General features: G+C 71.7%; 13 protein-coding genes and 1 pseudogene. 10 read left to right on the top strand and 4 right to left on the bottom strand.

Going from position 1 to position 12537, the window contains the following annotated elements; genetic code table 11:
• Positions 1–68: 68 nt before the first annotated feature.
• The 6 genes and pseudogenes from AB0I71_RS12285 to AB0I71_RS12260 form a co-directional block, all read left to right on the top strand.
• Positions 69–425, top strand: a pseudogene (locus tag AB0I71_RS12285) (PhoH family protein); the annotation flags it as partial.
• A 15-nt stretch (positions 426–440) separates the two neighbouring features.
• On the top strand, positions 441–914 hold the full coding sequence (gene ybeY / locus AB0I71_RS12280; protein ID WP_357583729.1) for an rRNA maturation RNase YbeY: 474 nt from the start codon (positions 441–443) through the stop codon (positions 912–914).
• A complete protein-coding gene (locus AB0I71_RS12275) occupies positions 890–2296 on the top strand; it encodes a hemolysin family protein (RefSeq protein ID WP_357583849.1) in 1407 nt (468 codons plus the stop codon). Before ybeY ends, AB0I71_RS12275 begins: the two co-directional genes overlap by 25 nt.
• Entirely contained in the window at positions 2289–2666 is a 378-nt protein-coding gene (locus tag AB0I71_RS12270) for a cytidine deaminase (RefSeq protein WP_357583727.1), read from the top strand. Before AB0I71_RS12275 ends, AB0I71_RS12270 begins: the two co-directional genes overlap by 8 nt.
• A gap of 55 nt (positions 2667–2721) precedes the next feature.
• Entirely contained in the window at positions 2722–3609 is an 888-nt protein-coding gene (era, locus tag AB0I71_RS12265; RefSeq protein ID WP_357583725.1) for a GTPase Era, read from the top strand.
• A 171-nt stretch (positions 3610–3780) separates the two neighbouring features.
• Positions 3781–5013 carry an acyltransferase gene (locus tag AB0I71_RS12260; protein ID WP_357583722.1) on the top strand — a complete coding sequence of 411 codons (1233 nt, stop codon included), beginning with the start codon at positions 3781–3783 and terminating at the stop codon, positions 5011–5013.
• Here the strand turns inward: AB0I71_RS12260 and AB0I71_RS12255 are convergent.
• Positions 5000–5863: a DUF4097 family beta strand repeat-containing protein gene (locus AB0I71_RS12255; RefSeq protein WP_357583720.1), complete on the bottom strand. Its 864-nt coding sequence runs from the start codon at positions 5861–5863 to the stop codon at positions 5000–5002. The genes AB0I71_RS12260 and AB0I71_RS12255 overlap by 14 nt on opposite strands.
• A 126-nt stretch (positions 5864–5989) precedes the next feature.
• Between AB0I71_RS12255 and recO the strand changes: the two genes are divergently transcribed.
• From recO to AB0I71_RS12240, 3 genes are all read left to right on the top strand, one after another.
• Positions 5990–6901 (top strand): DNA repair protein RecO, encoded by a 912-nt coding sequence (recO, locus tag AB0I71_RS12250; RefSeq protein WP_357583718.1) that lies wholly within the window; start codon positions 5990–5992, stop codon positions 6899–6901.
• 32 nt (positions 6902–6933) lie between these two features.
• Positions 6934–7710, top strand: coding sequence for an isoprenyl transferase (locus AB0I71_RS12245; RefSeq protein ID WP_204006151.1), 777 nt, complete (start codon positions 6934–6936; stop codon positions 7708–7710).
• Positions 7711–7799: 89 nt separating this feature from the next.
• Positions 7800–7985: a hypothetical protein gene (locus tag AB0I71_RS12240; RefSeq protein WP_093407489.1), complete on the top strand. Its 186-nt coding sequence runs from the start codon at positions 7800–7802 to the stop codon at positions 7983–7985.
• Between the two features lie 115 nt (positions 7986–8100).
• Here the strand turns inward: AB0I71_RS12240 and gndA are convergent, their stop codons facing one another.
• Positions 8101–9546, bottom strand: a complete 1446-nt coding sequence (gene gndA / locus AB0I71_RS12235; protein WP_357583715.1) for an NADP-dependent phosphogluconate dehydrogenase — start codon at positions 9544–9546, stop codon at positions 8101–8103.
• Between the two features lie 399 nt (positions 9547–9945).
• On the opposite strand from gndA, the gene AB0I71_RS12230 reads away from it, so the two are divergent.
• Positions 9946–10173 carry a hypothetical protein gene (locus AB0I71_RS12230; RefSeq protein ID WP_357583713.1) on the top strand — a complete coding sequence of 76 codons (228 nt, stop codon included), beginning with the start codon at positions 9946–9948 and terminating at the stop codon, positions 10171–10173.
• Positions 10174–10273: 100 nt separating this feature from the next.
• On the opposite strand, the gene AB0I71_RS12225 is transcribed toward AB0I71_RS12230, so the two are convergent.
• On the bottom strand, positions 10274–10816 hold the full coding sequence (locus tag AB0I71_RS12225) for a hypothetical protein (RefSeq protein WP_357583711.1): 543 nt from the start codon (positions 10814–10816) through the stop codon (positions 10274–10276).
• A complete protein-coding gene (locus tag AB0I71_RS12220) occupies positions 10777–12486 on the bottom strand; it encodes a PHP domain-containing protein (protein ID WP_357583709.1) in 1710 nt (569 codons plus the stop codon). The genes AB0I71_RS12225 and AB0I71_RS12220 overlap by 40 nt, the downstream gene beginning before the upstream one ends.
• Positions 12487–12537: the final 51 nt, after the last annotated feature.

Genomic DNA, 12537 nt, shown 5'->3' with positions numbered 1-12537 from the left:
CGATGTGCATCCAGGTGGCGGCGGAGGATTCGCTGTACGTCACCGATGACTTCCTGGTCACGCACAACACGCTCAACGACGCGTTCATCATTCTCGACGAGGCGCAGAACACCACGCCCGAGCAGATGAAGATGTTCCTCACCCGGCTCGGCTTCGGCTCCAAGATCGTGGTCACCGGCGACGTCACCCAGGTCGACCTGCCCGGCGGGACGACAAGCGGGCTGCGCATCGTGCGGGACATCCTGGACGGCGTCGAGGATGTGCACTTCGCGCAGCTGTCCAGCGCCGACGTGGTACGCCACCGGTTGGTCGGGGAGATCGTCGACGCGTACGCGCGGTGGGACGCCGAGAACCAGCAGGCGCAGGGCGTGCACGCGGTGTCCGGGCGTAGTGCCCAGGGCAACCGCGGCGGCCGGCGCCGCTAGACCGAGGGAAGACAGTTGTCCATCGAGATCGCCAACGAGTCCGGTGCCGAGGTCGACACCGACGCCGTGCTCGCCGTGGCCCGGCACGCGCTCGACGAGATGGGGGTCAACCCGCTCGCCGAACTCTCCGTGTTGCTTGTCGACGTCGACTACATGACCGAGCTGAACCATCGTTGGATGGGCGGCGACGGCCCGACCGACGTGCTTGCCTTCCCCATGGACGAGGGCAGCGTCGACCACGGGCCGGGTGAGACCGCCGCCGCGGCTGGTGAGCCGGCGCTGCTCGGCGACATCGTGCTCTGCCCGGAGGTGGCGGCGAAGCAGGCCGCGACCGCCGGGCACAGCACCGCCGACGAGTTGCACCTGCTCACCGTGCACGGTGTCCTGCACCTGCTCGGCTACGACCACGCGGAGCCGGAGGAGGAGCGGGAGATGTTCGGGCTCCAGGCCCGGTTGCTGGCGAGCTGGCGGTCGGCCCGCTCCCGGTGATGGACACTCCGTTGGCCGCGGCCGCCACCGGCCTACCCGACCTGCAACTGCTCGTCTTCGCTGCCGGGCTGGTGGTGCTCGCCGGCCTGATCGCGATGACCGAGGCCGCGCTGGCCGCGGTCTCCCCGGCCCGGGCGGCCGAACTGGCCCGCGAGGAGGTCCGGGGAGCCCGGACCCTCCAGGCGGTCGCCGGTGACGTGGTCCGGCACCTCAATCTCCTGCTTCTGCTCCGGCTGCTCGCCGAGCTGACCGCTACCACGCTTGTGGCGCTGGTGGCGGTGGACACCTTCGGCGCGGGCTGGCGTGCGGCGCTGGTCACCGCCGGGGCGATGACCGTGGTCAGCTTCGTCGTGGTCGGCGTCGGTCCGCGCACCCTGGGCCGGCAGCACGCGTACGCGGTGGGCCGTTCGGCCGCCCCGCTGGTGCGCTGGCTGGGTCGGGTGCTCAACCCGCTGGCCTCCCTGCTGATCCTGATCGGTAACGCGGTCACCCCGGGTCGTGGTTTCCGGGAGGGCCCGTTCGCCACCCAGGTCGAGCTGCGGGAACTGGTCGACCTCGCCGAGCAGCGGGGCGTGGTGGAGCACGGCGAACGGCAGATGATCCATTCGGTCTTCGCCCTCGGTGACACGATCGCCCGCGAGGTGATGGTGCCGCGTACCGAGATGGTGTGGATCGAGTCGGGCAAGAACCTGTCCCAGGCGCTCGTGCTGTTCCTGCGTTCCGGCTTCTCCCGGATTCCGGTGATCGGCGAGAGTGTCGACGACGTGCTCGGCATCCTTTATCTCAAGGACCTGATCCGCCGTACCCAGGGCGGGGCCGCGGAGGACCATCAGCTGCCGGTGGCCGAGCTGATGCGGCCGGCGACGTTCGTGCCCGAGTCCAAGCCCGTCGACGATCTGCTGTCGGAGATGCAGGCCGCCCGCAATCACCTGGTCATCGTGGTGGACGAGTACGGCGGCACCGGTGGCCTGGTCACCATCGAGGACATTCTCGAGGAGATCGTCGGGGAGATCACCGACGAGTACGACGTCGAGCGTCCGCCGGTCGAGCAGTTGCCCGACGGTGCGGTGCGGGTCACCGCCCGGCTGCCGGTCGAGGATCTCGGCGAGCTGTTCGACACCGAGCTGCCGCACGACGAGGTGGAGACCGTGGGTGGTCTGCTCGCGCAGACCCTGGGGCGGGTGCCGATCCCGGGTGCGCAGGTCGAGGTGGCCGGTCTGCGACTGGTCGCCGAGGGCACCACCGGTCGCCGCAACCGGATCGACACGGTGCTGGTGCGCCGGGTGGAGCCGACAGACACGCCTGACGACCCGGGCGGCCCGCCGACCGCGTCCCGTTCCGACAACGACCGATCCGAGGAGAGGCAGCCCGCCGATGCCTGAGTCACCCGCCGTACCGACCGCCCGGCCCACCGGCTCCGAACTGAGCGCCGAGGACGGCAAGCTGGTCATCCTCGCCCGTGGTGCCCGGGGACGGGTGGGTGCCGTGGAGGGGGCTGCGGTCCGGGACCAGGACGGCCGGACCTACGCGGCCGCCAGCGTGTCGCTGCCCTCGCTGACCATCACCGCGCTGCAACTGGCTGTCGCTTCGGCGGCTGCCGCGGGTGCCACCCGGCTGGAGGCCGCGGTGGTGGTGACCGAGGCGTCCACGCTGGACGGTGCCGGGTACGCGGCCGTGCGTGATCTGGCTGCTGACGCGCCGGTGCATGTGGCCGGGCCGGACGGCACGGTGCTCGGCACGGTGACCGAATGAGCGAGGGGATCGTCAGGGTGCCTCGTGGCGGCGCGGAGCGTACCGGAGCGGCGGCGTGAGCGAGCGGGCCTATCGGGCGGGTTTCGCGTGTTTCGTGGGGCGGCCGAACGCTGGCAAGTCCACGCTGACCAACGCCATCGTCGGGCAGAAGATCGCGATCACGTCGAACAAGCCGCAGACCACCCGGCATGTCATCCGGGCGGTGCTGCACCGGCCGGAGTCGCAGCTCGTGCTTGTCGACACTCCGGGGTTGCACCGGCCCCGTACCCTGCTGGGTGAGCGGCTCAACGATCTGGTTCGGCAGACCTGGAGCGAGGTCGACGTGATCGGCCTCTGCATCCCGGCCGACGAGCCGATCGGCCGAGGTGACCGGTTCATCACCGGGGAGCTGGCCGAGCTGAAGGCGACGGTGCTGGCGGTGGTCACCAAGACCGACCTGGTCGATCGCAAGCGGCTGGCCGAGCAGTTGCTCGCCGTCAGCGAGCTGGGGGAGTTCGCCGAGATCGTCCCGGTCAGCGCGGTCTCCGGGCACCAGGTGGACACGCTTGTCGACGTGATGACGCGGTATCTTCCCGAGTCGCCGCAGTTGTACCCGGACGACATGCTCACCGACGATCCGGAGCAGGTGCTGGTGGCGGAGCTGATCCGGGAGGCGGCGCTGGAGGGCGTCCGGGACGAGTTGCCGCACTCCATCGCGGTCGTGGTGGAGGAGATGATTCCGGAGGGCCGGCTGACGAAGATCTACGCCGACGTGTACGTGGAGCGGCCCAGTCAGAAGGCGATCGTCATCGGGCACCGGGGCGCTCGGCTCAAGGGGGTCGGCACCGCCGCGCGGCGGCAGATCGAGGAGCTGCTGGGTACGAAGGTCTACCTCGATCTGCACGTGCGGGTCGCCAAGGACTGGCAGCGCGACCCGAAGCAGCTACGCAAGCTCGGCTTCTGAGCCGATCGGGCGGGTCGGTCGAATCGGACGACCGCCATCGGATCGACTGATCGGGACCGGTCAGGCATATGGGAAGTTTCACTATCGCAGTGGGTCTCTGGCCGTTTCGTGGGCGGGCAACGGAGGGTAGGGAGGCAAGAGCCTTCGCGCCCCCGACATAGATGCAGGCTGATGCGAAACCGATACCTGGACCTGCTGCGCGCCCTTGCCATCGTGCGGGTCGTCGTCTACCACGTCACCGGCTGGGCCTCACTGACGCTGCTGTTCCCGGCGATGTCGGTGATGTTCGCGCTCGCCGGCTCGCTGATGGCCGCGTCTCTGTCGCGGTCCGGGCCGACCGCGGTCGGCCGGCGACTACGGCGGTTGTTGCCGTCGCTGTGGGTGGTCGCTGCGATCTTCGTGCCGGCGATGGTGCTCACCGGGCTGCCGCTCACCCCGAAAGTGCTGCTCTGGCTCTTCCCGGTGGCCGATCCGCCGGCGAACTACTGGGGCGCGCTGGCGATGAGCCCGATCTGGTACCTGCGTGACTACCTCTGGTTCGTGCTCGCCTCTCCGGTCGCGCTGTGGCTGTTCCGCCGCTTTCCGCTGCCCACCCTGCTCGCCCCGTACTGCCTGTTGCTGGTCATCGAGGTGGGTATCTACCAGGATCCGCCGGTGGTGCTGCGCGAGTTCGGCCTCTACTTCGGCGCGTGGCTGCTGGGATTCGCCCACCAGAGCGGGATGTTGCGTCGCCTGAACGCCTGGATTCTGCTGCCGACCGCGGTCGCGCTCGCGGCGGTGGGCGGCGCCTGGATCCTGACCCACCAGGGTCCGCGTGGCTACGACCTGAACGACATTCCGCTCGGTAACGCGCTCTGGTCGGCCGCGTTCATCCTGGTGGCGCTGGGGCGGGCCCCGGCGACCGCGGCGTGGGTGGACCGTAACGCGTTGTTCGCCCGGGCGGTCACCGTGCTGAACCGGCGGGCGTTGACGGTCTACCTGTGGCACATGGCGTTCGTGGTCGCACTCACCCCGCTCGTCGACGTGGTCGGCTGGTCGCATCAGGATCTGCTGGGGCTGGCGATCCGGGTGGTCCTGGTCTTCCTGCTGGTGGGCCTGGTGACCGCGATGGTGGGCTGGGTCGAGGACGTGGCGGCGCAGCGTCCGCCCGAGCTGATCCCCGGTGGCCGCCGCCCGGCGCCGCGCCCCACCCGCCCGCACGCGGAGTCGTACGCTGGCGACGACCACGGACCGAGCGGTGGTGTGGCCCCGGTCGGCGCACCGCAGGCCCCGGGGGACGACGAGGGTCAGGGCCCGATCGGGGCCGACCGGTCCGCCGGGGCACCTGTCGCCCGGCCGGGCGAGCGCCGGGCGGAGACGGTCCCGGAGCAGCGTGACCGGGGCGGTGGGGTCATCGCGAGGTGACGGTGATGTCGCCGCTGCCGGTACGCAGGTCGAGCACGGACGTGGCGGAGGGGTCATCCGGCACCCCCAGGTCGATCTCGCCGGAGTCGGCCCTCGGCCGGACCTGGTACGCCCCGCCGGGCACGGTCAGCGCGACGTTGCCACTCGACGCGTGTGCCCGCGCGGAGACGGGCTTGTCCAGGTCGAGGGTGACGTCGCCGGACTTGGTTTCCGCGTCCACCTCGCCGCCGAGCCGGCTTCCCGTCACGTTCCCGGAGGAGGCCCGCAGCACGACAGGCTTGGCGATGTCGTACACCTCGATGTCGCCCGAGCCGGTTTCCACCCGCACCGTGTCGGTCGCCGCGGCGACCCGCACGTTGCCGGAGCCGACCTTGAGGTCCACCCGGCCGACGCGGCTGAGATCGACGTCCCCGGAGCCGGTCTCGCCGCGTACGCCCACGCCCGCGCCGACCGTCACCTCGTAGGAGACGGTGCACCGGCTGCCGCAGGAGGTGTCCAGCACCAGTTCCGTGCCCTTGATCTCGTACGTCGCCTCCGGCTGGTCGCCCTGGTAGCGCACCACGCGCTTGACGCGTACCCCGTCCGCTCCGCCGTCGGCCCGGACCACCACGTCGCCGGAACCGGGCAACACCTGGATAGCGGTGATCCGGGCGGACTCGGTGGTGTCGAAGTCCAGCTGCCGGTACGACAGGTTGTCACACCCGACCAGGACGATGAGGGCGGCCGTGGCGGCGACCGCCATGCCGGTCCGGCGCGCGGCGCTCCCTCGTGGCGCGGTGGTTCGGCGCGTGGTGGTGGGCCGATCTGCGGCGGTGGGCCGGGGGACGGCGATGGTCCGGTGCGAAGCCATGCCGAGCACGCTACGACCGGCCCCACCGGGCGCGCATCCGGGTTCGCCGGCACGGTGACCCCGAGCGGACCCTGAATTCCGACCCGGGGTCGGACCTGATTTCCGGCCGGAGGGGAGAATGGCGCGATGGCCGGGTACCGCCGACAGCTCTACCGCGACGACGCGGTGGTGCTGCGTGTGCAGAAACTCGGCGAGTCCGACCGGATCATCACCCTGCTCACCCGCCGGCACGGGCGGCTGCGGGCGGTGGCTCGGGGGGTGCGTCGCACCACCTCGAAGTTCGGTGCCCGGCTGGAGCCCTTCGGGCACGTGGATCTGCAACTGGCCGGCGACCCCAAGGGGGAGCACGGCAGCTCGCTGCACAGCGTCAGCCAGGTCGAGGGGATCGACCTCTACGGCAAGCGGTTCCTCGGCGACTATCCCCGCTACACCGCCGCCAGCGCGATCGCCGAGACCGCCGAGCGCCTCACCCCGGTCGAGCGGGAACCGTCGTTGCGGCTGTTCCAGCTCACCCTGGGCGCGCTGCGCGCCCTCGCCGAGGGCGAGCACGCCACCACGTTGGTGCTCGACGCGTACCTGCTGCGCGGGATGGCGCAGGCGGGCTGGGCACCGGCGTTGACCGCCTGCGCGGTCTGCGGCACCCCCGGCCGGCACCGGGCCTTCTCGGTACCGGCCGGCGGCGCGGTCTGCCCGGACTGCCGGCCACCGGGGGCGGCCCACCCCGCCCCGGCCACCATCGACCTGATGTCGGCGCTGACCGTCGGCGACTGGCGGGTCGCCGACGCCACCGAGAACGGGGTTCGCCGGGAATGCAGCGGCCTGGTCGCGGCGCACCTGCAGTGGCACCTGGAACGCGCGCTACGCTCGCTGCCGCTGGTCGACCGGGGTGGCGTGCCGTCGGCACCCGGCGCGAGACGACCGGCCGGCGATGCCGGCGCGAGACGACCGGTAGGTGACGCCGGCACCGTGGGTCCGGCCGGTGCAGCGTTGCCGCCCGACCGGGCGTCACAGGACGTGAGCAGGGAGAGTACCGAGTGATCCGATCGTCCAGGGCCGGCCGGCGCGAGCCGGTGCCGCCGACACCACACCCGTCGGGAGCCCGACCGCCGGCGCTGCCACCGGGTGCGGTACCCCGCCACGTCGCAGTGGTGATGGACGGCAACGGCCGGTGGGCCAAGGAGCGTGGCCTGCCCCGCACCAAGGGCCACGAGGCGGGGGAGTTCTCCCTCTTCGACACCGTCGAGGGCGCCATCGAGCTGGGCATTCCGTACCTGTCCGCGTACGCCTTCTCGACGGAGAACTGGCGGCGCTCGCCGGACGAGGTGCGGTTCCTGATGGGTTTCAACCGGGACGTCATCCGCCGCCGCCGGGACCAGCTTGTCGACCTCGGGGTGCGGGTGGTCTGGTCCGGCCGGGCCGGGCGGTTGTGGAAGAGCGTCATCAGCGAGTTGCAGACCGCCGAGGAGATGTCCCGCGGCAACTCGACGCTGACCCTGCAGTTCTGCGTGAACTACGGCGGGCAGGCGGAGATCGCGGACGCTGCCGCCGCGATCGCCCGGGACGTGGCCGCCGGTCGGCTCGATCCGGCCAAGGTCACCGAGAAGACGGTCGGGCGGTACCTCTACCACCCCGAGGTGCCCGAGGTGGACCTGTTCCTGCGGCCCTCCGGCGAGCAGCGGACCTCGAACTTCCTGCTCTGGCAGAGCGCCTACGCCGAGCTGATCTTCCTGGACACGCTCTGGCCCGACTTCGACCGCCGCCACCTGTGGTACGCCTGCGAGTTGTACGCCAAGCGTGACCGCCGGTTCGGTGGCGCGCTGCCCAATCCGGTGGCTCCGGCGACCTGAGCATCAGTGGTTCCGGCCACCTGAGCGCTTAGCCGGCGGCCACGCTGGGTATCACCGCTGACAGCAGCAACTGACGGAGGTGAACCCATATGATCCGCAAGCGCATCGGGCAGTGGGCGGTGATGGCCATCGCGGTGCCGGTCGCCGCCGCCGGAGCCCGGAAACTGAGCCACACGCTGGAGTCCCGTCGTGGCCCCAACCGGGCCACCCGCCTGCTCAACAAGGGCGCCGACCTGATCCGCCCGCAGCAGGCCAAGCGCCGCCGCTTCTTCTGACGCGACCGGTTGCCCGGCCGGGGCCTGTGCCGGCCCTGTCCGGCTCCGGAATGAACAGCCAGCGGTATCCCCGTCACGGGGATACCGCTGGCTGTTCATGCGGTGGGTGGGTGGCTCAGGCCTCGACCTCGGCCCGGTCCGGCGTGGCCCAGAGGGTGTGGAACGAGCCGTCCCGGTCGACCCGGCGGTAGGTGTGCGCGCCGAAGTTGTCGCGCAGGCCCTGGATCAGTGCGGCCGGCAGCCGGTCCGCACGCAGCGCGTCGAAGTACGCAAGCGACGAGGCGAACGCCGGGGCCGGCACCCCCGCCCGGGCCGCGTCGGCCACCACCCGTCGCCAGCTCGGCACGCCGTCGCGCACGGTGTCGGCGAACCACGGTGCCACCAGCAGGGTGGGCAGCTCCGGCTGCTCGTCGTACGCCTGCTTGATGCGGTCCAGGAACCGGGCCCGGATGATGCAGCCGCCGCGCCAGATCGTCGCCGTGCCGCCCAGGTCGATGTCCCAGTCGTACTCGGCGCTGCCGGCGCGGATCTGGTCGAAGCCCTGGGCGTACGCGACGATCTTCGAGGCCAGCAGCGCCCGGCGTACGTCCTCGATGAACGCCTCGCGGTCACTGACCTGCCACTTCTCGCCGGCCTCGGGGAAGGCCCGCACCGCGGCCTCGCGCTGACCGACGTGCCCCGACAACGACCGGGCGAAGGTGGCCTCGGCGATGCCGGTGATCGGGATGCCCAGGTCGAGGGCGATCTGGACGGTCCACCGGCCGGTGCCCTTCTGCTCGGCCCGGTCCTGCACCACGTCCACGAAGGCCCGTCCGGTGGCGGCGTCGGTGTGCGCCAGCACATCGGCGGTGATCTCGATCAGGAACGACTCCAGTTCCCCGGAGTTCCACTCCCGGAAGATCTGCGCGATCTCCGCCGGCTCCGCGCCCAGCCCGGCCCGCAGCAGGTCGTACGCCTCGGCGATGAGCTGCATGTCGGCGTACTCGATGCCGTTGTGGACCATCTTGACGAAGTGCCCGGCGCCGTCCGGCCCGACGTGCTGGCAGCACGGCTCGCCCTCCACCTGCGCGGCGATCTTCTCGAAGATCGGTCCGAGCTTGCGGTACGACTCGGCCGAGCCACCCGGCATGATGCTCGGCCCCCACAGTGCGCCCTCCTCGCCACCGGAGACACCGGTGCCGACGAAGTGCAGGCCCTTGGTCCGCAGCGTCTCCTCCCGGCGACGCGTGTCGGCGAAGTGCGCGTTGCCGCAGTCGATGATGATGTCGCCTTCCTCCAACAGCGGCACCAACTCGTCGATCACCGCGTCGGTGGGACCGCCCGCCTTGACCATGATGATCACCGCGCGGGGGCGCTCCAGCGCGGCGACGAAGTCTGCCAGGGACTCCGTCGGGACGAAGGTGCCCTCGTCGCCGTGCTCCGCCACCAGCGACCGGGTCCGCTCCGGCGAGCGGTTGTGCAACGCCACGGTGAACCCGTTGCGGGCCAGGTTCCGGGCCAGGTTGCGGCCCATCACCGCCAGCCCCGTCACACCGATCTGCGCCGTAGCCCGATCCGCCATCCTCGTCGCCACCTTCCGCCGTCTACCTGTAGTGCTGCGACGGTATCGCGGCACCGGGTCGTCGCGCGCCGTCCCCCCACCGCTGGTCATCAGGTGGTCGCGTAGCGCACCACGACCGCCGCGCGGACCGGCGGCGTTAATTCGGATGCGCCCGGCTCGCCCGGGCCGGTAACGTGCGGGCATGCGCTACTGACGCCCCTTTTCCGAGCCGGGTCCGCCGCCGTCGTGCCGCGACCCGTGTGCTCCCGGGCGTCCGCGTCTCCACCCGCAGTCGGCGGTGGTGTCTTCCGTGGTCGGTCCCGGGGCAGCAGCCCATCCGTCCCCGACCGCCCTGGAGGCGGTCCTCACGACGCGGTCGACCGACCGTCCGCCGGTCGCCGGCCGAGCGAGGAGGCACAGATGCCCGCCAAGCGCAGCTCCCGGAAGTCCCGTCCCGACCGTAACTCGGCCGAACTCGCCGCCGTCACACCGGCGAACCTGGACGACGTCGCGATCATGCCGGTGCCCACCCTGCCGGCCGTGCGGCCGACCGCGCCGAAGGCCGGTCCGCCGGCCGCCGGCGCCTCCGGCGTCGGACGCGGTCAGCGGACCGGCCAGGTCCGCCGCTACGCCTTCCGGCGTAGCTGACGGTCCGCGGGGGTCGGGTGCGGCGTCGGTACCCGCACCCGGCCCCCTGCCTCCCGCGTCGCGCCGGTGCCAGGCGCCACGGTCGGAGGATCAACAGGGTTCAGTGATCGGCGCAGCAGGGCGTCGGATCGGGCACCTCGAACGGGGCCAGGCCGCCCGCGTGGTGCGGCATGGTGACCAGGACCAACTCGCCGGCCTGCCACTGTGGCCGGACGAAGTCCCTGGTGTGCACCGGGGTGTCCGGGGACACCGGCGTCCCACCCAGTGCCACCACCCGATCGATCGCTCCGGCGGCGAGCAGGTCGCCGACGGTGAGGGTGCCGACCATCCGTTCCGCGCCCGGGTAGCGCACCGCCCGGCCGGACCGGCGGGCGGCGTGTTCGCCCGCTGCCCGGGCTGCCGCGGCCCGCAGCTCGGGCGGGGTGACCGCCAGCTCCGCGAGCCGCTCCGCCGCCGCCCCGGCCATACTGAGCGCCACGTGCGGGTACGGCCCGGCGACCAGGTGGGTGCAGGCGACCAGGTCCGGCCCGAGCATCGCCACCTGCTCGTCGAGCCAGTGGTCGGCTTCCCGCAGGGTGCGGTGCCCCAGGCTGAGGCCGACGATCACTGCGGCAGCACCCAGATCGGGTTCGCGTAGAACCACAGGTCCTCCCAGGGGTCGGCGGCACCGGCGACGTCCAGCGCCGGACCGGACGGGTCGACCGCCGGGCCCATCAGACCGGGCTGGCTGCGCTTGCCGTCCGTACCCCGGATCCGCAGGTAGAACGGCTGGTCCACCCGGCCGAAGGAGTAGCTGAACGACACCCGACCGGTCTTCCTGGTGACCTCGAAGGACTTCACCACCCGGGTGTCCGGGGCGGTGAAGGTGTCCTGGTCGGCGACCGGGCCGGTCACCCGACCGGCGATCACGTCGACGCGGGCGAGTACCGGCACGAACTGCGACCAGTTCGGGATGTCGGCCAGGTCGACGTCGATCGTCACCTCGACGGAGGTGCCGCGCCGGACCCGCAGCACTCCGCCGAGCGGTGTGCCGGAGTTGGCCCGCCGGTCACCGGCGACGCGGGCGCGGACGTCCAGGCCCTTGATCAGACCGCCGTGGTCGACCCAGACCCGGCCGGCGCGCAGACCGTCCATCACGGCCCGGTAGCTGAGGCTGCTCGCCCCGACGTGGGTGCGGCTGTACTGCCCCGGCCAGTAGTCACCGGCGTCGGTGATCAGCGGGCCGTAGACCGGGTCGTTGTATCTACCGTTGAGGTTGAAGTCGCTGCCCGGGCCCCGCTGGGAGGTGTCCAGGTAGTTGACGTGCGAGTCGGAGTTGGCGCTGATCCACCAGGCCCGGCCCTCGGCGAGCAGACTGTCCCAGAGCCCGCCGACCGTCGAGGTCATCCAGTCGTAGCCGCCCCAGGTGCGGTAGCTCTCCAACGGGTAGCCGGGGAACGAGTTGGCCGACGGGTTGTTGTCGTAGTAGCCGCGGGCCCGGCCGCCGCTGGCCCGGGGCAGGCCGGCGGCCTGGTGACCGGGGGCGCCTTCCATCCCGATGGCGACGCTCGGGTCGGCGTCCCGCCAGGCCCGGATCTCGTGCGGGGAGTCGATGCCGCGACGGGCCGGGTGGTTGGCCAGGAAGAGCGCGCCTTCGACCCGACGCTTGCGGACCGCCTCGCCGAGGAACTTGATGCCGGCGATGGCCAGCGCCTCGTTGGCCGGGGTGTTGTCGCCGGCGTTGCGCACGCTGCCGTCGAAGGAGTTTTCGAACTCCTTGAGCACGGCGACCTCGTTGCGGCCGGGGTGGACGAAGACGGTGGCGTGCTCGGCCGCCGGGATGTTCCACTCCAGGCCCTGGTAGATCAGCAGGTCCTTGAGTCGGGAGCGGGCGGCGACGATGTCCGGGTTGACCTTCTCCACGCCGATCTTCGCGTGCGTCGCGCTGCCGTGGTCGGTGACGACCATCCAGTCCAGTCCGTACGCCCGGGCGTGCCGGGCCTGGTCGATCACCCGGTACATGGCGTCGGAGCTGTACTGGGTGTGGATGTGGTGGTCGCCGGCGAGCCAGCGGAACCCGCCGGTCCTGCCGTGGTCACCGCCGGGCCCGTGACCGTGACCGTGGTCGTGGCCACCGGCCACCGCCGGTGTGCCGGCGGCCAGCACGGTGGTGGCCGCCCCGGCACCGAGCAGGCCGGCGTTGCGCAGGAAACCACGCCGGTTCAGGTCGGCCGGCGGCAGTTCGCCGTCGGGGATGGACAGGTCGAGCGCCGGGGGAACGTCGGTGCCGGTGGCGGCGTCGTGCTCGTGATGGTGCGCGTGGCCGTGGCCCATCTGCTGCTCCAGTTTGATCGAGGAGTCGTCGCAGGCCAATCTGGTCGCAGC

It is taken from the genome of Micromonospora sp. NPDC049891 (genome assembly GCF_040660295.1).
GTDB lineage: Bacteria > Actinomycetota > Actinomycetes > Mycobacteriales > Micromonosporaceae > Micromonospora.
This window is presented reverse-complemented; position numbering and strand designations above follow the sequence as displayed.